Origin of the sequence: Gaiella sp. (assembly GCF_039915195.1) — a bacterium.
GTDB lineage: Bacteria > Actinomycetota > Thermoleophilia > Gaiellales > Gaiellaceae > Gaiella.
Window position 1 is genome coordinate 1 of sequence record NZ_JBDSNT010000083.1, and the last position, 20,821, is coordinate 20,821.

25 protein-coding genes are annotated in these 20,821 nt (G+C 66.9%); 15 read left to right on the forward strand and 10 right to left on the reverse strand.

The window, feature by feature from the left end; all coding sequences use genetic code 11:
• The 11 genes from ABIR74_RS08390 to ABIR74_RS08440 form a co-directional block, all read left to right on the forward strand.
• On the forward strand, nt 1-771 hold a 771-nt coding region (locus ABIR74_RS08390; RefSeq protein WP_348176991.1), incomplete at its 5' end, for a molybdopterin-dependent oxidoreductase.
• Nucleotides 772-824: 53 nt separating this feature from the next.
• Nucleotides 825-1,790 (forward strand): NADH-quinone oxidoreductase subunit NuoH, encoded by a 966-nt coding sequence (nuoH, locus tag ABIR74_RS08395; protein ID WP_348177038.1) that lies wholly within the window; start codon nt 825-827, stop codon nt 1,788-1,790.
• A 124-nt stretch (nt 1,791-1,914) separates the two neighbouring features.
• A complete protein-coding gene (nuoI, locus tag ABIR74_RS08400) occupies nt 1,915-2,412 on the forward strand; it encodes an NADH-quinone oxidoreductase subunit NuoI (RefSeq protein WP_348176993.1) in 498 nt (165 codons plus the stop codon).
• Nucleotides 2,412-2,942, forward strand: a complete 531-nt coding sequence (locus ABIR74_RS08405; protein ID WP_348176995.1) for an NADH-quinone oxidoreductase subunit J — start codon at nt 2,412-2,414, stop codon at nt 2,940-2,942. The genes nuoI and ABIR74_RS08405 overlap by 1 nt, the downstream gene beginning before the upstream one ends.
• The gene (gene nuoK / locus ABIR74_RS08410; RefSeq protein ID WP_348176997.1) at nt 2,942-3,247 is read left to right on the forward strand and encodes an NADH-quinone oxidoreductase subunit NuoK; all 306 of its coding nucleotides are present in this window, start codon (nt 2,942-2,944) and stop codon (nt 3,245-3,247) included. Before ABIR74_RS08405 ends, nuoK begins: the two co-directional genes overlap by 1 nt.
• On the forward strand, nt 3,244-5,187 hold the full coding sequence (nuoL, locus tag ABIR74_RS08415) for an NADH-quinone oxidoreductase subunit L (protein WP_348176999.1): 1,944 nt from the start codon (nt 3,244-3,246) through the stop codon (nt 5,185-5,187). Before nuoK ends, nuoL begins: the two co-directional genes overlap by 4 nt.
• Nucleotides 5,187-6,620 carry an NADH-quinone oxidoreductase subunit M gene (locus ABIR74_RS08420; protein ID WP_348177001.1) on the forward strand — a complete coding sequence of 478 codons (1,434 nt, stop codon included), beginning with the start codon at nt 5,187-5,189 and terminating at the stop codon, nt 6,618-6,620. Before nuoL ends, ABIR74_RS08420 begins: the two co-directional genes overlap by 1 nt.
• Nucleotides 6,617-8,098, forward strand: a complete 1,482-nt coding sequence (locus ABIR74_RS08425; RefSeq protein WP_348177003.1) for an NADH-quinone oxidoreductase subunit N — start codon at nt 6,617-6,619, stop codon at nt 8,096-8,098. The genes ABIR74_RS08420 and ABIR74_RS08425 overlap by 4 nt, the downstream gene beginning before the upstream one ends.
• Nucleotides 8,099-8,108: 10 nt before the next feature.
• A complete protein-coding gene (locus ABIR74_RS08430) occupies nt 8,109-8,378 on the forward strand; it encodes an MBL fold metallo-hydrolase (protein ID WP_348177005.1) in 270 nt (89 codons plus the stop codon).
• Nucleotides 8,375-8,650 (forward strand): hypothetical protein, encoded by a 276-nt coding sequence (locus ABIR74_RS08435; RefSeq protein WP_348177007.1) that lies wholly within the window; start codon nt 8,375-8,377, stop codon nt 8,648-8,650. Before ABIR74_RS08430 ends, ABIR74_RS08435 begins: the two co-directional genes overlap by 4 nt.
• A 24-nt stretch (nt 8,651-8,674) precedes the next feature.
• Nucleotides 8,675-9,073 (forward strand): hypothetical protein, encoded by a 399-nt coding sequence (locus ABIR74_RS08440; protein WP_348177009.1) that lies wholly within the window; start codon nt 8,675-8,677, stop codon nt 9,071-9,073.
• Here the strand turns inward: ABIR74_RS08440 and ABIR74_RS08445 are convergent.
• The gene (locus ABIR74_RS08445; RefSeq protein ID WP_348177011.1) at nt 9,056-9,808 is read right to left on the reverse strand and encodes an Ldh family oxidoreductase; all 753 of its coding nucleotides are present in this window, start codon (nt 9,806-9,808) and stop codon (nt 9,056-9,058) included. The two genes, ABIR74_RS08440 and ABIR74_RS08445, sit on opposite strands and share 18 nt — an antisense overlap.
• Before the next feature lie 124 nt (nt 9,809-9,932).
• On the opposite strand from ABIR74_RS08445, the gene ABIR74_RS08450 reads away from it, so the two are divergent.
• A complete protein-coding gene (locus ABIR74_RS08450; protein ID WP_348177013.1) occupies nt 9,933-10,724 on the forward strand; it encodes a hypothetical protein in 792 nt (263 codons plus the stop codon).
• Between the two features lie 150 nt (nt 10,725-10,874).
• On the opposite strand, the gene ABIR74_RS08455 is transcribed toward ABIR74_RS08450, so the two are convergent.
• On the reverse strand, nt 10,875-11,960 hold the full coding sequence (locus ABIR74_RS08455) for an Mrp/NBP35 family ATP-binding protein (protein ID WP_348177015.1): 1,086 nt from the start codon (nt 11,958-11,960) through the stop codon (nt 10,875-10,877).
• 171 nt (nt 11,961-12,131) lie between these two features.
• Between ABIR74_RS08455 and ABIR74_RS08460 the strand changes: the two genes are divergently transcribed.
• Complete coding sequence (locus ABIR74_RS08460) at nt 12,132-12,737, forward strand: hypothetical protein (RefSeq protein ID WP_348177017.1); 606 nt, start codon at nt 12,132-12,134, stop codon at nt 12,735-12,737.
• Nucleotides 12,738-12,802: 65 nt separating this feature from the next.
• On the opposite strand, the gene ABIR74_RS08465 is transcribed toward ABIR74_RS08460, so the two are convergent.
• Nucleotides 12,803-13,603, reverse strand: coding sequence for an inositol monophosphatase family protein (locus ABIR74_RS08465; RefSeq protein ID WP_348177019.1), 801 nt, complete (start codon nt 13,601-13,603; stop codon nt 12,803-12,805).
• Nucleotides 13,600-14,676, reverse strand: coding sequence for a DUF1015 domain-containing protein (locus ABIR74_RS08470; RefSeq protein ID WP_348177021.1), 1,077 nt, complete (start codon nt 14,674-14,676; stop codon nt 13,600-13,602). The genes ABIR74_RS08465 and ABIR74_RS08470 overlap by 4 nt, the downstream gene beginning before the upstream one ends.
• A gap of 38 nt (nt 14,677-14,714) precedes the next feature.
• Between ABIR74_RS08470 and ABIR74_RS08475 the strand changes: the two genes are divergently transcribed.
• On the forward strand, nt 14,715-15,554 hold the full coding sequence (locus ABIR74_RS08475) for an HD domain-containing protein (protein ID WP_348177023.1): 840 nt from the start codon (nt 14,715-14,717) through the stop codon (nt 15,552-15,554).
• Between the two features lie 197 nt (nt 15,555-15,751).
• Here the strand turns inward: ABIR74_RS08475 and ABIR74_RS08480 are convergent, their stop codons facing one another.
• From ABIR74_RS08480 to ABIR74_RS08505, 6 genes are all read right to left on the reverse strand, one after another.
• Nucleotides 15,752-16,690 (reverse strand): DUF933 domain-containing protein, encoded by a 939-nt coding sequence (locus ABIR74_RS08480; protein WP_348177025.1) that lies wholly within the window; start codon nt 16,688-16,690, stop codon nt 15,752-15,754.
• Between the two features lie 81 nt (nt 16,691-16,771).
• Nucleotides 16,772-17,002 (reverse strand): hypothetical protein, encoded by a 231-nt coding sequence (locus ABIR74_RS08485; protein ID WP_348177027.1) that lies wholly within the window; start codon nt 17,000-17,002, stop codon nt 16,772-16,774.
• Nucleotides 16,986-17,399: a methylmalonyl-CoA epimerase gene (gene mce / locus ABIR74_RS08490; protein WP_348177029.1), complete on the reverse strand. Its 414-nt coding sequence runs from the start codon at nt 17,397-17,399 to the stop codon at nt 16,986-16,988. Before mce ends, ABIR74_RS08485 begins: the two co-directional genes overlap by 17 nt.
• Nucleotides 17,400-17,477: 78 nt before the next feature.
• Nucleotides 17,478-18,995 (reverse strand): ATP-dependent zinc metalloprotease FtsH, encoded by a 1,518-nt coding sequence (ftsH, locus tag ABIR74_RS08495; RefSeq protein ID WP_348177030.1) that lies wholly within the window; start codon nt 18,993-18,995, stop codon nt 17,478-17,480.
• A gap of 38 nt (nt 18,996-19,033) precedes the next feature.
• Nucleotides 19,034-19,552: a class I SAM-dependent methyltransferase gene (locus ABIR74_RS08500; RefSeq protein WP_348177032.1), complete on the reverse strand. Its 519-nt coding sequence runs from the start codon at nt 19,550-19,552 to the stop codon at nt 19,034-19,036.
• Nucleotides 19,553-19,579: 27 nt separating this feature from the next.
• Nucleotides 19,580-20,353: a DUF1385 domain-containing protein gene (locus tag ABIR74_RS08505; RefSeq protein ID WP_348177034.1), complete on the reverse strand. Its 774-nt coding sequence runs from the start codon at nt 20,351-20,353 to the stop codon at nt 19,580-19,582.
• Between the two features lie 23 nt (nt 20,354-20,376).
• Here ABIR74_RS08505 and ABIR74_RS08510 point away from each other — a divergent pair.
• Nucleotides 20,377-20,821, forward strand: a 445-nt coding sequence (locus tag ABIR74_RS08510) for a hypothetical protein (protein WP_348177036.1), incomplete at its 3' end; no start/stop codon positions are given.

The following is a 20,821-nucleotide window of genomic DNA, read 5'->3' on the forward strand; positions in this document are numbered from 1 at the left end:
GCCGCCGACGAGGACGAGGCGAATCCGGAGCCGATCGGGCTGCTGATCATCTCCGGCGACGGGGCGGCAGCCGATCCTGCAGTGCGCGCGCTCGCCGAACGGGCCGAGCACGTGATCGCAATCACGATGTTCCATGATCTCGCCGTCGGATGGGCCGACCTCGTTCTCCCGGCGACGAGCTCGCTCGAGAGCGACGGGACGCTCCTGAACCTCGAGGGCCGATTGCAGCGCCTCCGGCGTACGGTGATCGCTCCCGTCCCCGACGAGCTCGCCTGGATCTCGCAGCTCGCGGGCCGCTTCGACGTCGAGCTTTCGCCGCATGCGGTCGTCGTCTTCGACGAGCTCTCGGCGGTCGCATTCGGCGGCGTCGCCGGCTTTGAGCTGAACGGCACGGCCCCTCTGCCCGCACGTACGCCCTACGAGGCGCCCGCCCCTGCGGCCGAGGTCAAGCCCGCAACGCCGGCAAGGCCCGCCGACGGGCACTTCCTCGGCGAGCTCCGGCTGCTTCGCTACCGCCCCCTCTTCTCGGGCCCGTTCGTCGAGCGCGTGGGTGAGCTCGCGTTCCAGCGACCGCCCACCGAGCTCGAGCTCTCGACCGCAGACGCCGAGCGACGGTCGATCGCGACCGGTGATCGCGTCGTCGTCAAGTCGAACGGCACGTCGGTCGAGCTTCGGGCGCGGATCAACCGCGCTCTCGTCGCAGGGGTGGCACGCGTCGCCGACGAGCACGCCGACGACCTCCACCTGCACGTCGAGGTCCTGAAGCCGTGAGTATCGTGCCGAACCTCCTTCTGTCCTCCGGCGCAAACGGCGAGCCCTGGTGGATCGCGATCGTCAAGGCGTTCATCGTGATCAACCTCGTCCTCGTCACCTTCGCGTACCTGACGCTCGCCGAGCGCAAGATCATGGGCCGGATGCAGCTGCGCTACGGCCCGAACCGGGCCGGCCCCTACGGCCTCCTTCAGCCGATCGCCGACCTCGTCAAGCTGATCCGCAAGGAGAGCTTCTTCCCGGCTGCTGCGATCGACGTGCTCTACATCTTCGCGCCCTTCCTCGCAGCATTCACCGCTCTCTGCACCTTCTCCGTGATCCCGTACGGCCCCGGCTGGGAGGTCGGCGGCTACCAGATCAACGGCTACGTCGCCGACCTGCCGATCGCGCTGCTGCTGATCTTCGCCATCGGCTCCCTCGGCATCTACGGGTTCATTCTCGGCGGCTGGGCGTCCGATTCCAAGTACGCGCTCCTCGGCTCGATGCGTACGTGTGCGCAACTCGTGTCATACGAGGTCGCGCTCGCGCTCAGCGTGCTCGGCGTCGTGATGATGGCACGGTCGCTCTCGCTCGTCGACATCGTCGATGCGCAAGCCGGCTCGACCTGGTACATCCTCCCGCAGTTCGTTGGCTTCGTCGTGTTCCTGATGGCCGGGACCGCCGAGACGGCCCGTGCACCTTTCGACCTTCCCGAGGCCGAACAGGAGCTCGTCGCCGGCTACCACACCGAGTACGGGGGGATGCGCTTCGGACTCTTCTCGATGTCCGAGTACATCAATCTGATCACGCTCTCGGGCCTCTGCGTGACACTCTTCATCGGCGGCTGGCACGGCCCGTGGTTGCCCGGGCCGATCTGGTTCCTGATCAAGCTCTTCGTGCTGCTCTTCCTCTTCATCTGGGTGCGGACGACGGTGCCACGGCTCCGCTACGACCAGTTGATGCGCTTCGGCTGGAAGGTGCTGCTCCCGGTCGCAACTCTCAATGCCGTGATCACGGCAATTCTCGTGGTGGCTCTCTAGTGCGCTCACGAGCGACGTTCCGCCTGTTTGCCCCCGAGGCCCGCGGATGCCGTGCTCGCTCCCGGGAGAGGCTGCGCCATCTCCCCTACGGGGGAGCCGGCGAAACGTGCGGGGATGGGCGACGATGAGCCCACAACCGTTCGGCACCCTCAAGGGGTTCGGCGTCACGTTCCGGCAGATCTTCCGGAAGCCGATCACGCAGCAGTATCCCGAGTTCAAGCGGGCCGTCTATCCGCGTTTCCGCGGTCGCCACATGCTGCACCGGCACGAGAACGGTCTCGAGAAGTGCGTGGGCTGCTCGCTCTGCGCCGCCGCGTGCCCGTCCGACTGCATTCGCGTCGTCGCCGATGAGAACACCGCCGAGAACCGCGTCTCGGCCGGGGAGCGTTACGCGCGCATCTACGAGATCAACATGAGCCGCTGCATCTTCTGCGGGTACTGCGAGCTGGCCTGCCCGTTCGACGCGATCACGCTCGGGAACCAGTTCGAGATCTCCGAGTACTCGCGCGACGACCTGATCTACACGAAGGACATGCTCCTGACGGAGCCCATCAAACGGGTGCCCGTGCAGGACGCAGACCTGTTCGACACTCCCATCCCCGCCTACAAGACGTCGTCCTGATGGGAAACATCCTCGTCTGGGTGCTGTGGATCCTCGCCGCGCTGGCGTGCATCGGCAGCGGCGTGGCCGTGATCAGCTTCACCAACCCGTTCTACTCGGCGTTGGCGCTGATCGGAAACCTCGCCTCGCTGGCCGCGTTGTTCCTGCTCGCCTCGGCCGAGTTCGTCGCCGCGGCCCAGATCCTGGTCTACGCCGGCGCCGTGATGGTGATGTTCCTCTTCGTGATCGCCTACCTCGGCGGTCGGGCAGATGCGCCCTGGGCCGGAGGGCCGAAATGGCTTCAGCTCGGATCGTTCGTCGTCGGCGCGGCGATCATGATCGAGGTGATCGTGGCGCTCATCGCGAAGGCGGACGGCAGGCTGGCAGACCGCGCGGAGATCGAGCGCTCGTTCGGCAGCCCGGCCGAGATCGGGAGGCTCTTTCTCACTGACCATCTTCTCGCTTTCGAGATCACGTCGATCGTGCTGCTCGTCGCCGCTGTCGGTGGCGTCGTGCTCGCGCTCAAGACCGAAGCGGAGAACGAGGCGTAGTGGGGCCTGGGACTACCTGGTACATCGCGGTCGCCGCCGTCCTCTTCGGAATCGGTACGACAGGCGTCATTCTGCGTCGCAGCCCGCTGATCGTGCTCCTCTCGCTCGAGATCATGCTCAACGCCTCCAACCTGGCGCTCGTCGGGTTCTCGCGTCACTTCGGATCCGTTGACGGACAGATCTTCGCGATCTGCGTGATGGCGGTTGCCGCGGCCGAGGTCGTCGTCGGCCTCGGTTTGATCGTGGCCTTCACACGACGCGGCATGTCGCTCGACGTCGACACGGTCACGGAGCTTCGCGGATGATCGCCGGCGCCTGGCTCTGTCTGCTCGCACCCCTGGCCGGTGCGTTGCTGATCACGCTTGCGGGCACGCATATCTCGCGCTCGACCGCTGCGTGGGTCTCGACAGGTTCCGTGTTCGTCGGCTTCGCCGGAGCCCTCGTCGCGTTCATCCAGATCGCCGGCGAGAACCCCGATGACCGCTCACACCTCTCGACCGCCTACACGTGGCTCGGGATCGGGCAGTTCGAGGTTCCCATGCAGATTCTCGTCGATCCCGTCTCGCTCGTGATGATGATGATCATCACCGGGGTCGGCGGCCTGATCGTCTGGTACTCGGTCGGTTACATGAAGGGCGAGGACGAGGAGCGCCGCTACTTCGCCTACATGGCGTTCTTCGTCTTCTCGATGCTCATGCTCGTGATGGGCGGCAACCTACTGCTGCTCCTCGTGGGCTGGGGTCTCGTCGGGCTCGCGTCCTACCTTCTGATCGGCTTCTACCACGATCGCCCGGAGGCGACCGCGGCCGCCAAGAAGGCCTTCATCATGAACGCGATCGGTGACGCAGCCATGGCGCTCGCCTTCTTCCTGCTGATCTCGCAGACGGGAACGCTCTCCTACTCGGAGAACTTCGAGTTCGCGTCGACCGGGGCGCTTCCGACGAGCACCATGAATCTCGTCGCGCTCGGGCTCCTCGGCGGCGCGATCGCGAAGTCGGCCCAGCTCCCTCTCCATACCTGGCTCCCGGACGCGATGGAAGGCCCCACGCCCGTCTCCGCGCTCATTCATGCGGCGACGATGGTGACCGCCGGCGTCTACCTCATCGTCCGCACCCACGATATCTTCGAAGCCGCGCCGAACGTCCAGCATCTCGCGGCGATCATCGGGGGCTTGACGATCATCGTCGCCGGTGTGATCGCGCTCGTGCAGTGGGACATCAAGCGCGTGATCGCGTATTCCACGATGTCGCAAATCGGCTACATGTTCCTCGCCGCAGGCATCGGCTCGTACGGGTACGCGATGTTCCACCTGTTCACCCACGCCTTCTTCAAGGCGCTGCTCTTCCTCGCCGCGGGTGTGATCATCCACCACCTCGCCGGGGAACAGGACGTCCGCAGGATGGGCGGTCTGAAGAGCGTGATGCCCTACACCCATGCGGTGTTCCTGATCGGAGCTCTCGCGCTGGCGGGAATCCCACCCCTCTCGGGCTTCTGGTCGAAGGACGGCATCATCTCCGCGGCTCTTGCAGATGGAGGGGCGCTCGGCTACACGCTCGTTGCGCTCGGGCTCGTCGGCGCCCTGCTTACCGGCGCCTATACGTTCCGGCTCTACTACCTCGTCTTCCACGGTGAGCCCTCCGAGCTCGTACTCGAGCACGCCGGTGGACATGGCTCGGATCACGCGCACGGAGCCGAGAGCGCGGTCGGGCACGACGAGCACGCGCACAGCGAAGGGCCGCTCTCGATGCTCATCCCCGTCGGCATACTCGCGGTCCTTTCGACGATCGCCGGCTTCCTCGCCATCCCCGGAGTGTGGGAGCCGTTCCTGCACTGGATCGACGGCGTGGCCGAGCCGCTCGTCGTTGCGACGGTCTCCCAGGACTATGCGACGAGCGCGATTGCTGTGGTTCTTGCCGGCACGGGAATCTGGCTCGCTCAGAGCGCCTACCGCGCGAGCGAGGACCTCGTCGCCGAGGGTCGCATCCGCACGATTCTCGAGCACAAGCTCTACTTCGACGAGCTATACGACGCGCTGTTCTCCCGCCCGTCCGAGCTCGTTGCAAACCTGCTTCGGGAGAAGGTCGAGGAGCCGGTCATCCAGGGCTCGCTCGGTGAGATCGGCGCCGGTGTGCGGGAAGCAGGCGGCGGCACGGCACGGCTCCAGACCGGCCTCCTGCGCTCGTACGCGCTCGTGATCGCGGTTTCGGTCGTCATCCTCGTCGTCGTTTTCGTGGCGGTCCGCTGATGCTGACGAACCTGCTGATCCTGCTCCCGCTGATCGGCGCGCTCGTTGTCTGGGTATCTCCGCTCCCGCGTGAGGCGACGGCGGCGCTCGCCGTCCTCATCGCGCTCACGGAAGTGGCGGTGTGGATCGTCATGGTCGCCGGGTTCGACTTCGCCTCCCCGGTGCTTCAGGATGGTGCGCAGCGCGAGTGGTTCGGGGACCTCGGCGTTACCTACCACGTCGGGTTCTACGGGTTCTCGCTGTGGCTCGCCGGACTGACGGTGGTAGTTGGTGCTGCCGCAATCGGCTTTGGCGCATGGGTCGGTCGCGAACGCGCCCGGGCGTACTTCGGGCTCGTGCTGTTCCTGATCGGCGCCGTGGTCGGCGTCTTCTCCTCGCAGGATCTCCTGCTCTTCTACGTCTTCTTCGAGATGATGCTGATCCCGATCTACATCCTCGTCGGCGTCTGGGGCGGCCCGAAGCGCGCGTCCGCGACGATCATCTTCGTGATCTACACGATGGCCGGATCGCTGCTGATGCTCGCCTCGATCGTCGTGTTCGGCCTCTCGCAGGGGACGTTCAGCCTGATCGACTCCGGCACGAGCAACAACGACTGGGTCTTCCTCGGCTTCCTCATCGCGTTCGCGGTCAAGGCACCGCTCCTGCCGTTCCACGGGTGGCTCCGCACGGCCTACACCGAGGCGCCGCCGGAGATTGCAGCGCTCCTCTCCGGGGTCGTATCCAAGGCCGCCGTCTACGGGCTTCTCTGGATTCTGCTGCGTCACTTCCCGGAGCCTGTCGACGACTGGCGTACCGTGGTGCTCGTTCTCGCCGCTGCGGGCCTCGTGTACGGCTCGCTGCTCGCGTTCCGCCAGCCAGACGTGCGCGGGGTGATCGCGTACTCCTCGATGGGGCAGATGAGCCTGATCGTCCTCGGGATCTTCGCCACCAACGACCTCGGGGTCAGCGGGGCAATCCTGCACTCGGTGAGCCACGGCCTCGTCTCGGCTGCGATGTTCCTCCTCGCCGCGATGCTGATCGAACGCACCGGTACCGATCGCTTTGCCGACCTCGGTGGGATGGCCAAGGGTCGTCCCGCCCTCGCCACGATCGTGATGGTCGTCGGGATGTTGACGCTGGCGGTGCCCGGTTCGGCGAATTTTGCCGGCGAGTTCGCGATTCTCGCGGGCGTGTTCTACGAGGGCTGGGGGTACGCCGCGATCGGAGCGGCAGCGATCGTCCTGGCCGCGATGTACACGCTCAGGCTGATCTCGGGCATCCTTCACCGCGCCAAGGGCGATGCAGTCCGCGCGGAGTCGCTCGATCTCCGCCTCGGCGAGCTCGCCCTACTCGTTCCGCTCGTTGCGATCCTTCTCGCGCTTTCGGTCTGGCCGTCGGCCATCACCGAGCACTCCTTCCCGAGCGCACCGCCAGTCGCGGAGGCGAGCGAATGATCATCGGTGCGTCGATCGAGACCCCGAGCGTCGACTGGCTTGCGCTCTCACCGGCGCTCGCGCTGCTCGCTGCGGCGGCCGTATGCCTGCTCGGCGCAGTGCTGGTTCCGGCGGCAGGCCGACGTGCGTTCTCGGCGACGATTGCGGGTGCCGGATTCCTCGTCGCGGGCGGTCTCGCAGCGGTCGTCTTCGATCGCTCGCCCGAGCAGACATTGCTGATCGCCGAGTCGATGGCGCGTGACCGGCTCGCTGCACTGACCCAGATTCTTATCGCCGGCTTCGGCGTCCTCGCCGTGCTCGTCTCGTGGGGCGACCGCCGCCGCGACCACGTGGGCGAGTACTACGCGCTCCTCGCCGCCGCGGGTGGCGGGATGGTCTTCTTCGTCTCGGCCGGGAACCTGCTGACGATGTTCCTCGGACTCGAGTGGTTTTCGATCGCGCTCTACATCCTTGTCGCGCTCGACACTCATCGCAAGGAGTCGCTCGAGGCGGGGCTCAAGTATCTGATCGTCGGCAGCTTCGGCTCGGCGTTCCTGCTCTTCGGCTGCGCGCTCACCTACGGTGCCACCGGGGAGCTCGGCTTCAACGCGATCCGGGACGCGACGGGTGCCGACGATCCCCTCTTCGTTGCAGGCATGGCGATGATCATCGCGGGTCTCGCCTTCAAGGCCTCGGCAGCGCCGTTCCACATGTGGACGCCCGACGTCTACGAGGGTGCGCCGACGCCGGTGACGGCATTCATGTCCGCCGCAACCAAGGCCGCAGCGCTCGTCGTCACCCTGCGCATCCTCGTCGTAGCGTTCCCCGAGCAGGCCGAGATCTGGACGGTGGCGATCGCCGTTCTCGCCGTCGCCTCCCTCGTCGTCGGCAACCTCGCCGCGCTCGCCCAGACGAACGTGAAACGGCTACTCGCATACTCGTCGGTCTCGCAGGCAGGCTTCATGCTGATCGCGATCGCAGCGAACAACGACCTCGGTGGGAAGGCGCTCCTCTACTACCTGATCCCGTACGGGGCCGCGTCGGCCGGGGCCTTCGCCGTCGTGGTGGCACGCGAGCGGGAGCTCGGTCGGCAGGTGACGCTGTCGACCCTCGAGGGCTGGGGCTGGGAACGACCGTTCTACGGCGCGGCCATGTGGGTCTTCATGCTCGGATTCGCCGGCTTCCCGCTCACCGGTGGGATGATCGGCAAGTTCTACGTCTTCTCCGCTGCCTACGAGGCGGGATGGTGGTGGCTGATCGTGATCGGCGTGATCGCCACCGCCGTCAGCGTCTACTACTACCTCGCGGTCGTACGCGCGATGTACATGCGCCCGTCGTCGGCGCGCGCCGATCTCGTCGTGGCCGGAGGCTCGCCGCCAGCCGATCCCGGACTCGACATCGCCGTGGGCACGGCAATCGCCGTAACGATCGGCTCGTTCTTCTTTGTGCAGCCGCTGATCGAACTGGCCGGCAAAGCCGTTCTGTCGCTCTTCGCATAACCTGCAGGGCGTGGCTCGATCGATCACCTCGCTCGGACACGCAGAGTTCCGCCTCGATCTGCCTTCCGGGGACAGAGTCCACGTCGACCCCTTCCTGACGGGCAATCCAAGCTGCCCGGCCCTCGAGCTCGAGCCCAATCGGGTCGATGCGATCCTCCTCACGCACGGCCATGCCGACCACGTCGGCGACACTGTCCGCCTGGCCCGTGCGTTCGCCTGCCCGGTAATCGCTCAGGTCGAGCTGATCACCCCTGCGCCGGGAGAAACGGTCGCCCGGTGACCGTGCGCGAGCGCTGGTTCGGCTCGACCGGACGCAAGGTCCCGGCCGTCGTGCTGGACGGAACGATCGACGTGTCGGGTGCAATCGAGATCCGCGACATCACCGATGTCACAGCTCTGCAGGCTGCTCACGCGGCGGGTACCCCGATCGTCGTCCGGGCAAGCTCGGTTGTCGAGGTTGCAGCTGCGCTCTCGCGACCCGAGGTCTCGTGCGTCCTCGTGACGCACGAGGAGCTGCTGACGGTCGATCTCGCCGACCACACATACGGATAGATGTCGGTGGATCCGCGAAGCCCGATGCCGACACGATTTCGCGTTCTCCGACTCGACGAAGTCGATGGGTACGCGGATGAGGGTAAGCCGCGCTGGCACATGATTCGCACGATGCTCGGCATCGAGTCCTTCGGGAGCAACGCCTGGCGCGCCACGGAGGCGAGTCAGGAGATCATCGGTGAGCACGACGAGCTCGGAGAGGGAGTGGGCGGTCACGCCGAGCTGTACCTCGTGCTCGGAGGGCGGGCCACGTTCACGATCGACGGTGAGCGGATCGCCGCACCGGCCGGATCGCTCGTCTACGTCCAGGATCTCAGCCCGGTTCGCGAGGAATGCTCAGGGCGATCCAGACCTCGAGGCGATTCGCGGCGACGATCGCTCCCCTGCCGCGCCGCTCTAGGCGCGTCAGGAGTCCCCGGGTAGCCGAAGGCCGTCCGCGCGGGCGCGAAAGCCGGGCACCGGGTCGAAATCGGGCCGCGCCACGAGCATGACGGCACCGTGCTCCGGGCCAGCGAGCGCTCCAACGAGGAGCTCGAGGCCGACAGCGAGAGCGAACGCCTTGTGCGCGCTCGCGCCACCGAAGGGCACGAGCTCCTCCGGTGATGCGAGTCCCGCGAGCACCTCGCCGTGCGTCACAGCTCCCATCGAGACATCGACAACGATCGGCGGCCCCTCGCTCGACGGGATGGCGATTGCCAGTGGATTCGTCCCGGTCAGGGCCTCCGAACCGTCGGGGTGGGCCAATCGAGGTGGCGAGGTGGCGGTGAGGAGCGCAATCAGCCCCGCGCGCTCGGCGAGCTGTCTGACCCAGTAGCCGAGAGCGCCCGTGGGAAAGCAGCGGGTGGCAATGACGAGCTTGATCGACGCGGGCGGGCTCGTGACGAGCTCGTCGCAAATCGTCTGTAGCGTGAGGTAGCCGAGCGATTGGCCCCCGTCCCAGCGGTCGACCTCGCGCGACGAGGCGGTCAGCTCGGGGCGAGCCTCCCGGTCGAACGGCTGCTCCTCGAGCCAGGCGATGCGGGAGTATCCATGCCCTCGCTTGCCCCGCCGCTCTGCATCGTCGAAGTGTGCGAAGAGAACGTCCGCCGCAGCGCTCGAGATGCCGAGTGAGGCAAGCCGCGCCCGGGCCTCCGTCGGGGTACTCGGGGCGTCGCTCATGCGGGTGAGCGTATCCCCCGGAGGGACAGGATGCACACACAATCTTTACTAACTCGCACAGCAATGCCTACAGAACCCCGAAAGGATACGTGCAGACGGAATCAACAAGGGGAGGATCCACCAGATGCGCCGCACCGTAACCATCGCACTCGGCACCGCCGCCGCGCTCGCAACAGCCGCTGTCGCCTTCGCTGTCGTACCGGCAGTCGTGGGCATCAACCCGGCCACAGCCACGTTCTCGACGGCCACGATCGAGAAGTCGAAGACGCGATCGTGTGCTGCCGACACGAAAACGTGGGAGATCACGCGCGGGCACTACACGGGCTCTGTCGTCTCGGGCAACTCGATGCTCGCCGGATCACTGAAGATCCACGCGAAGACCACCTACAACACGACCGACAAGCTCGGCTACGTCGACGGCTCATTCAGGATCAAGGACGACGACAGCCGCTTCAAGGGCAAGTTCGCCGGCACGATCAAGGACGGCAAGCTCGTCGGCTTCCTCACGGGCAAGTCGCACGGGAACCACGCGAAGGTGCTCGGCAATCTGAGCGCCGACTTCGCCGGTGGCGCGACGAACTTCACGAACGGCAAGATTGGAGCCGAGAGCAGCGACGCTGTGCTCGCGATCGTTGCCGGCCCGGTGTGCAAGTCCGAGAAGTCCGGGAAGTCCGGGAAGTCCGGGAAGTCGGAGAAGGCACGCCGGATCGAGGTCAAGGGCGAGATCTCGGCGATCGGCACCTCTCCCACGACGGTCACGGTCACCGGCAAGGACGGCTCGAAGACCTGCGCCATCGACGCTGGCTACCCGATCCCGGACGGATTCCCGGTCGGCACGAAGGACGTCGAGATGAAGTGCAAGGCGATCGGCGATTCCGCCGTGTGGACGCTCCGCAAGCTGGAGAAAGACTCCTAGCTCGCACTCGCGGCCAGGCGGTTCGATCGAGAGGGCGCCCACGGGCGCCCTCTCTGCGTTTGTCCAGTGCGGCGTCTCGCAACGGTACGCCTGTTTGCTCCCGAAGTGGGTGGTGTCGTGTGCGCTCCCGGGAGAGGCCGCGCCTCTCCCCTACAGGACGGTCAGGGCCTTGCGAATCGTGCCCCGGCGCGTCTTCTGGATCCGTGCCGCCAGGTCGACGATCGCGACCGACGCCTCGGAATCGGGCGCAGCCTCGAGCACCGGCGTTCCGGCATCGGCGGCTTCACGCAGGGCCGGGTCGAGAGGGATACTGCCGAGCAGAGGCACGCCGATCTCGTCGGCCAGCCGCTGTCCGCCGCCGGAGCCGAAGATCTCCTGGCCCGTGCCGACGAGGTAGGACATGTTCTCAGCAACGCCGATGATGCGCATGCCCACCTTCTCCGCCATTCCAGCGGCGCGAACGGCGACCTGCTGTGCGGCGGGTTGGGGGGTCGTCACGATCAGCACCTCCGCTCGCGGAAGCAACTGGCCGAGCGAGATCGCAACATCACCGGTGCCCGGTGGCATGTCGACGACGAGCGTGTCGAGCTCGCCCCAGTAGACGTCGGAGAGAAATTGCTCGAGGGCGCGGTGCAGCATCGGGCCGCGCCACATCACGGGTGCGTTGTCGTCGAGGAAGAAGCCGATTGACATCAACTTGAGATCGCCGCGAACGGGAGGGACGATCATCGTGTCGACGACGACCGGTCTCTGCTGAACGCCGAGCATGTGAGGGATCGAGTGTCCGTAGACGTCGGCATCGAGCACTCCGATGCGCTGGCCTGTTGCAGCGAGCGCAGCCGCGAGGTTCGCGGTCAGCGTCGATTTGCCGACGCCACCCTTACCGGACGCGATCGCAAGGACGCGCGTGATCGGATCGAGCGAGATCGTCTTCTCCGGACGTCCGCCGCGCAGTCGCGTGGAAAGCGCCGCCTTCTCGTCGGGACTCATCACGTCGAAGTGGAGTTGCACGGAGACGACCCCGGCCACAGCACCGACGAACCGCTGCACCTGATCCTCGAACGACGAGCGCATCGGGCAGCCCGCAACGGTGAGAGCGATCGTCACCTCGACTGCGCCGTCGTCGCGAATCACAACATCGCGAACCATCTCGAGCTCCGTGACGGGCTTGTGGAGCTCGGGGTCGATGACCTGCTCGAGCGCCGTGAGGATCGTGTCGCGGAGCGGAGTCGGCATCGGAGCAGCCTAGCCGCCGTCGGTAGTTGTCCGCGCAACCTATGGTGGCTTCCCGCAGTTCGATCCGAGTGTTTGCCCCGATGCCCCGACGGCTCACAGAGCGGAGACTCATTCCACGTCCTATCCCGCACAAGGGGTGGAATCGAGAAGCCAACCGGGAGGTAGAAGACAATGAACGGTCGCAGAGTTCTGGAGATCGGCGGGATCGCCGCCGGTGTTCTCATGATCGCGTTCGGGATCGGCGCACTCGTCATGAGTGTGAACGCGCGGAACACCGTGAGTGACGAGATCAAGGCAGAGCAGATCGTCGGGTCGGGAGACATGAACCCGACAGACATCGCGGTTGCAGCGAAGGCTGCAGGACTCGTGGACATCACAGTCCCATCCTGCGACGTCGCCGATCAGCCGATCGAGAGCGGCACAGATGCACGTTGCTTTGCCCAGTATCTCCGCATCCACGCACTGGAGGCATCCGGTGGCCTGACCTATGCGCAGATGGGTCGGTTCCTCGCGGCCAGCGACCCGAGCGACCCGAAGGGCACGAGCGACGACAAAGCCGCGCTCAAGGACGATGCCGGAAAGCCGGTCTCGAACGCAACGCGGAACACCTGGGTGACGGCGACGGCACTCGCAACAGCACTCAACGTCTCTTACATGGCCGAGCAGATCGCGTTGTTCGGGCTCATCGTGGGAATCGCACTCTTGCTGAGTGGCATCGGGTTCGTCATCCTTGCGCTCACCGTGCTCGGCAAGCACGACAAGCCTGCAACTGCCTGAATGTCCGAGGCGACCGGAGAGTCGTCACTTCCCGGGGCGAAGGGGCGGCGCAAGCCGCTCTTTCGCTATGTCAGCGTTGCTGCGATCTCGGCACACAGCGCCGGGGTCGCAGCGGCCACGAGCCGTGAGCGCCCCTCGAGATCGAGAAGTGCGGAGGCGAACGGCGGATCCTCGAACAGCTCGATCGCGTAGCCACGCTCCCGCACGAGCAGCTGCGCTGCGGCGATGTCGATCGAGCGGGCCGGCTTGAGGGAGCACACCGCGTCGACCCGGCCCGCAGCGAGGTGGCAGAGGGAGAGGGCCAACGAGCCCATCACACGCAGGCGCTCGGCGACACCGAGCAGGGAAGCGGACTTGTCGGCGATGTAAGCGGTCGTCGTCGCTTCGAACGAAAGGATCTCGATCGGATCCTTCGGCGCCGGGGTCTGGAGGGGGCGATCGTTGAGACGCGCCCCGCGCCCACGCTCGGCGACCCACTCCTCGCGGGCGCCGAAGTCGAAGACGTAGCCAAAGATGACATCCTCCATCGTCAGGCCTTCGGCAACCGCGAGTGACAGGGAGAAAAAGGGGATCCCGCGCTTGGCGTTCACCGATCCATCGATCGGATCGACGATCACGCGCGTTGACCCACCCACACCGAAGACGCGCTCGCCGAGCTCCTCGGAGACGAGGACGAAGTCGGCGTTGAGCGCCTCGAGGCGCGCGACGACGGCATCCTCCGCAGCCGCATCGATCGCCGTGGTCTCGTCACCGCCCTCGCCCTGTCGGAGGACCGGCTCGCGCTCGAGGCGCGTCGGCAGCTCCGCCAGCACGACGTCGATGTCGGCTACGCAAAAGCGACAGAGCTGGAGCCAGTCCGGGCTCATACGGGATGGAAGAGCAGTCCGCTCGTGAGCTTGGGGAAGAAGTACGTCGTCTTCTGCGGCATCACCTCGCCGCGTCGCGCGCGCTCGAAGACGTCCTCGATGCGCGTCGCGCGCAGGAGGAACGCTCCGTCGAACTCGCCCGCGTCGACCTGCGTCACTGCCTCGCCGAGATCGGCCGTGTAGCCAAGCCCGTCGTGACCGACGAGGCGGTCGACGAGCTCGACGTCGAGCTCGCCTGCGTGGCCGACCACAGGGAACGTCACGCCTTGCCGATAGCCAACTGCGTGCGCCTCGTCGTACGCCAGGCGGGACATACGTTCGACCGCAGCGGTGGGCGATGCCGAGTCGCCGAGGCTGATCGGTGGCAGGGCCTCATCGTGGCCGCGGAAGAGGCGGTGGGTGGCAAAGATCTCGAGCCCGGGATCGGACGTCGAGACGAGCACCACCATCATGCGCGCGCTCTCGGGTGTTCCCTGCTCGGCGGCATAGGCGACGGCTGTCTCGTACCGATGGTGACCGTCGGCGATGAGAAGCTGCCGGTCGGCGAACGCCTCGGCTATCCCGTGACCCGATTCGCGCCAGAGACGGGTCCCCTCGGCGACGAGATCGGGCTCTCGCTCTGGCACGGCGACGGCCGGTTCCCCGTCGTAGAGGAGGAAGATCGGCTCGAGCTGCGCGCGAGCCGCACGAAGGAGTCGGAGTCGGCTCTCCTTCGGCCCGGCGTGCGTCCGTTCATGCGGGAGGACCGTGCTCGTGTCGTAGGGCTCGACGCGAAGCGACGCGACGAGGCCGTCGCGGCGACGTGCGATCCCGTCGGGACCGACGTAGTCCTGGCTCAGCGCCCAGACGGCAGGATCGTCGTCGCGCACGAGGACGCCTTCGTCGAGCCACGCCCGGAACAGACGCCCCGCCTCGCCCTCGGAGTCGTTGAGCGTGAGATGGACGACGTTGTGTGGGTCGGCTGCCCGATACGCGTCGCGTGCCTCCGGCGTGAGGACGTCGTAGGGGGGAGCCGTAACCCCCGCTCGAGGACGCGCGTAGCGGATCGCACGAAACGGGGCCACATCAGCCATGCCCCGAGCGTACCTCCGGGCAAGCCTAGACTGCAGGCGTGACCAGCATCGCAGAGCTCACCGAGGACCGCACCGTCGAGGGCGTGTACGCCGTCGGACGGAAGGAACGCCGCCGGACGAAGAATGGCGCTCCGTACCTTGCTCTCGAGCTCGTCGATGCGAGTGGACGCATCGAGGCGCGTGTCTGGGACGACGTCGAGCTTCTCGACGGGCGATTCGCCGAAGGCGATGCGATCCGCGTCCTCGGGCGCGTGGAACGCTTCAGCGGCAAGCTTCAGGTCCAGGTGCGTGCGGTCGAGGTCGCGCCCGACACGGACCCGGTCGACCTGACACCGTCGATGCGGCGCGATCCCGATGAGCTCGACGGCTTCCTCGAGTTCCTGGTGAGCGAGATCGTCCATCCAGGTCTCGCCGGTCTCGTCGCGGGCGTTCTCACCGACGACGCCGTGCGATCGGCGTTCCGCTCGCTGCCCGCCGCCGGAGCGGACGGGCACCACGGTTACGCGGGCGGTCTTCTCGAGCACACGGTTGGCGTGGCCACCCTCTGTCGCGAGACAGCCCAGCTCCATCCGCGCCTTCGCAACGATCTTCTCCTTGCGGCGGCGCTGCTCCACGACGTCGGCCGCACCGTCGAGCTCGGCCGTGGGCCTGCGTTCCGACAAACCGAGGAAGGGCGGCTCCTCGGCCATGTCCACCTTGGCCTGCGGCTGATCGAAGCCAGTGCCGCATCGCTGCCGACGGACGTCTCGGCCGAGCTTCTCCATGCTGTCGCGACGCACCACGATCGGCAGGCAGCACGCACGGCCGAGGCTCTCGTGCTCTACCACGCAAACCAGCTCGATGCGATGGCCGCGACTCGGCCGGTGGGCGAGGACTAGCGAGAGCGTGACAGCCGTTCACTCGCACTGTGCGTCAGCACTGTGGGAACGCGGGACTTCCCGGATGGGCTCGCAAAAACGAAGCGGGCCTCTCGGCGCTGACCGTCCTCTGCTGATCCCAGCTCGTCGGGCTCGCCGGTCTCACCGCGTGGATCGTCGCACGCCAGGCTGAGTGTCCCGACCGAGGCTCGTTCGCGCTAGACGTTGAAGCGAATGTTGAGCACGTCGCCGTCCTGCACGACGTAGGTTTTACCCTCGAGTCGCTGGGTGCCACGCTTCGACGCCTCGGCGTGCGAACCGGCGTCCAGAAGATCGTTCCAGCGGATCACCTCGCAGCGGATGAAGCCGCGGGCGATGTCGGAGTGGATCGTGCCACCCGCCTCAAGGGCCGTTTGCCCGTCTCGGAGGGTCCAGGCCCGCGTCTCCTTCTCGCCGGCGGTAAAGAACGTGATCAGGCCGAGGGCGTCCTTGAGTCGGCCGACGACCTCGTCGAGCGCAGACGCTCCCTCCCGGAACGCGGCGGCGTCCTCATCCGCCATCTCAACGAGCTCGGCCTCGAGCTTGCAGTCGATCCCCCCTGCTCCGTTGACAATCGCTATCAACGGCTTGGTGGTCAGTGGGTCGAGCTCGCCGGGCAGCTCACCGCTCCAATCCGTGAGCGGCTTACCCGCCTCGAGATGCGCGAGCACCTCGCGGAGCACGTCTGCCTCCTTGCGCACGGTCGCGTCCCCCGACTTGGCGAGCTTGTCGACCCGCTCGAGCCGCTTCGCGACGTGATCGGTGTCTGCGACGAGAAGCTCCAGCTTGAGCGTCTCGATGTCGCTCTCAGGGTCGCCGGTACCGGAGAAGCCATCCGCGATCGCGAGCAGTGCGTCGACCTGCCGGAGGCCGCCGAGGAGCGCAGGCCCGGTTCCGGGGACATCCTGGATCCGGACGGCTGCCGGCGTCACCTTCTTCGCGCCAACGAGATCCGCAAGCTGGCCGAGCCGGTCATCGGCGATCGTCGCCATGCCCACGTTCGACTTGTCCGTCTGCGACGCGTACGCCGTGATCTCCGCGCCCGCTTTCGTGAGCGCGTTGAACAGCGTTGTCTTGCCCGCATTGGGGAGTCCTACGATGCCGACCTCGAGCGCCATGGCGGCCAGCCTAGCCGCCCGCGCTCAGCCTCCGCGACGCCGGCCGTCATCGTGAGGCGAACGACCGGTCGTGGCAGGCTCCTACAGTCCGAACCCCACACGAGAGTCGCGAGCGAACCGCTTCAGGTAGGCGACCCGGGCGAGCACGATCGCAGCCCGGCCATCGTCGGTGTCGAGTTGATGCGTCCCTTGCGAGCCGGACGCGAGTGCGTGCTCGAGCGCGTCCGCGCTCGCGGGAGAGACATTGGCCGCGATGATCGGGCCGCCGGCGAAGGCGACTTCGATGCGGACGGATTCAGGTGACTCGGGCAACGGCGACAACCTCCGTGAGGACGCCGTGGACGGCGTCGGGATGGACAAAGGCAACTTGCAGGCCGAAGAGGCCGCGTCGCGGAACGGTATCGATCAACTCCGCTCCCGCAGAGGCGAGATCGGTCAGGGCGCTGCTGACGTCTGGGACCTCGTAGGCGATGTGGTGCATGCCCGGGCCTCGCTTGGCGAGAAAGCGCCCCACAGGAGTGTCCTCACCGGTCGGAGCGAGCAACTCGATCCTGCTCTTGCCGAACACGATCGACGCCGCCTCGACCCCCTGCTCCGAGAGAACCTCGCGATGCTCGAGGTTCCCGCCGAGGAGCACGGTGTACGTCGCGATGGCATCGTCGAGATCGACGACGGCGATGCCTACGTGATGGATACCGACCGGCTGCATGCGCCCGATGCTACTTCCCGATGGGGGCGCCCCGTGGTCGAAGGGAGCTTGGTGAGTGGCTCGCCGGAGGCGAATCGCCTACAGCGCTTCGCGATCGAGCACGCGAACGGTGCCCACGGTCTCGGCGGAGCGGGACTCGCGAGGAAGATCGCCCATGATCGCAAGGAACTCCTCGCGATCGATGGTCTCCCTCTCGAGAAGCCCACCGGCGAGCCGGTCGAGCGAGACACGGTGCTTGCCGATCAGGCGAAGAGCTTCCTCGTACGCGTGGTCGGTGAGCTGCGCCTGCGCGCTGTCGCGCATCCGCTTCGTCTCCTCGGAGAGCGCGTAGTTGTCGGCGCGCATCGTCCGCGACGGGGCGATCTCGGACATGCCGAACTCGAAGACCATCGACCGGGCGATCTGCGTCACCTTCTCGAGGTCACTGGCGGCGCCGTTCGTTACGCGTCCGAAGACGATCTCCTCTGCCGCGCGCCCGCCGAGCGCGACCTTCATCACGTCGAGCAATTCCTCCTTCGTGTGGAGGTAGCGATCTTCGACGGGCAGGTAGTACGCGAGTCCGAGGGCGTCTCCGCGCCCGACGATCGTCACCTTTTGCACGGGCATGACATCGCCCATCAGGTATGCGACGAGTGCGTGGCCGGCCTCGTGGTAGGCGAGAATGCGCTTCTCCTTCTCGGTCACGACTCGTCGCTTCTGAAGACCCGTGAGCACACGCTCCATGGCCCCTTCGAAGTCCTGCTGACGGATGTACTGCTGATCCTGTCGCGCCGCAAAGATCGCCGCCTCATTCGCGATGTTCGCAAGGTCGGCGCCCGTCAGGCCGGCGGTGCGACGAGCTATCACTGCGATGTCGACGTCTGCTCCAAGCGGCTTCGACCGTGTGTGAACGCGGAGAATCTCTTCGCGGCCCAGCAGGTCGGGCGGCGCCACGTTCACCTGCCGGTCGAAGCGACCCGGGCGGAGAAGAGCAGGGTCGAGGTCTTGAAGGCGATTGGAGGCACCCATGATCACGACTTCGTCCGCACCGCCGAAGCCGTCCATCTCGACGAGGAGCTGGTTGAGCGTCTGGTCGTGCTCGCGGTTGTGGGCGCCTCCCGAGCGAGCACTGCCAATGGCGTCGAGCTCGTCGATGAAGATGATGGCGGGCGCGTTCTTGCGCGCTTCGGCGAACAGCTTTCGGATCCTGGCGGCCCCGAGGCCGGCAAACATCTCGACGAAGGCCGATGCGCTCGAGGAGTAGAAGTTCGCGCCCGACTCGTTGGCCGCAGCCTTGGCCAGGAGCGTCTTTCCTGTTCCCGGCGGCCCGTACAGCAGAACGCCCTTCGGGACACGAGCCCCGAGGCGCTCGAACTTCTTGCGGTCGCGAAGAAACTCGACGACCTCCTTCAGCTCGTCCTTCGCCTCATCCGTCCCTGCGACATCATCCCAGCCGACGGGATCGGTCGTGTCGCGATCGACCATCGCCGGCTTGACCTTCGGCACGAGCGACATCGTGCGCAGGAGGAGCCAGATGATGATGCCGAAGAAGATGATCGGCAACCACGTGATGAGGAAGCCGCCGATGTCGTCGACGGAATGGGGCCAGGTGACCACGGAAGGTGTATCGGCACGCCGTCGTCGCGACTGAAGAGCTACCGCCGAACGGCCACGAGCGCCCGCCGGTTCGGCGTGACCCAGAGCTCGATCGTGGTCAGAAGCGGATGCCTAAGCCACGCGTCCCTTCGCGCGTCCGGAAGAACCGGGTCGAACGAGAAGTCGTCCAGAACGGCCGTACCGCCCGGTGCAAGAAGCCCGACCGTCGCCTCGACGTCGTCCTTCGCATCGTTCACATCGACGAAGAGGAGATCGAACGGCGCCTCCGGCGGAAGGGTTTCGCGCCACGAGCCCGCAAGAACCGTGACGTTCGGATCGTCGGCGTAGAACGCAGCGGTGGCGGCCGCAAGGGTCGGGTCCCTCTCGACCGTGAAGAACGGAGTGGTGGGTGGCAGAGCCGAGACGATCCAGGCGGTGCCGACCCCCGCACCGGTTCCGATCTCAGCCGCACGGACAACGCCGCGACGGGCCGCGAGCACGTGCAAGAGCGCACCGTCCTCACGCTCACACGACTTCTCGAACCCGTGCGCCGCCGCGAGCTCGAGCGCCCTCGTCACAAGAGGAGGCTGCTCCAGGGTAGACCTCTACCGCGTTGTCTCTTCAGCGTCGAGGCAGGCCGCGAGAGCCGCCTGCGCGACGGCGAGCTGGGCGGCCGTGGGCTCGGCGGTCGAGACCCTGGTCTGCAGCTCGTGCCCCGGTCGTGCAAGCGCTCGTGAGACCGGACTATCGGGATGACGACCCATCCACGCGAACACCTCGACCGCAGCTCCCACGGCACCAACGGCTCCGGCCACGCGTGCGGCGGGGCGGGCCCGTGACGGGGCTCGGGCCGCGAGGGCGCTCGCGACGGCGCTCGAGAGGAGGAGCGGTCCGACGAGATGCCCTCCGCATCGATCGTGCTCCTTCGTTGCAGCCTCGCCGGTCTCGTAGGTGCCGATCGAGATGTGCTCGGCGCCGTGGTAGGAGGCGAGCTCGCCGCCCCGGAGAGCAAGAGCCGCGGGGGCGATGGTTGCGAGCGCGGCGATCGCCTCCCGCGCAGGAAGGCTGAGCCGAGAGCGTCGCGCAACCCCGGCCGCCACCGAGCCAGCGATCATCGTCGCCCCGACACGTGGGCGCTCAAAGGGAAACCGGGCGTCTGGCAGCGCGCGGCGCACATCGGGCAGCACCGCAAGCGCCTCGACAAGGCGCAGCGGGCCTCGGATGAACGGCGTTGTCACGTTCGGGGCGAACCGCCGCTTGGTACCGGCCGCGCTCCGGATCGACCCGTCCCTCGCCCGGACGGCCGCCCCCCACGAGGTCGGCCCGTGGACGAGCACGCCGTTCGAGAGAGCCATCCCACCGAGACGAAGCTTCTCCATGCTCGGGAGGGTACCGTGCCCCAATGGACGCACGGCCCGTGCTGGGAATGATCGCAGCCGCTCGGCAGGACGACCGCGTCGTCCTGGTCGGGATCGGGGGGCACGGGTGTGCGGGGAAGACGACCCTCGCAGCCATGATCCCCGCGGCGCAGCGCGTGGCCACGGACGAGTTCTGGACGGGAGACGGATTCGATATCGAACGTCTTGCCGCCGAGGTCGTGGCGCCGCTCTCCCGTGGTGTCGCCGCTCGGTTTGCGTCCTACGACTGGACAACGCGCACGCCACGTGGGCCGAGAACGGTAGAGCCGCACGGGATCGTGATCATCGAGGGTGTGTGCGCGCTCCACCGCACCCTTCGCGACGCCTACGCCGTGCGCGTGTGGGTCGACGCACCCGCTGACGTGCGGCTCGCACGTGCAGTTGCCCGTGACGGCACAGCCGCACGCGCCGCCTGGGTGGAGGTATGGA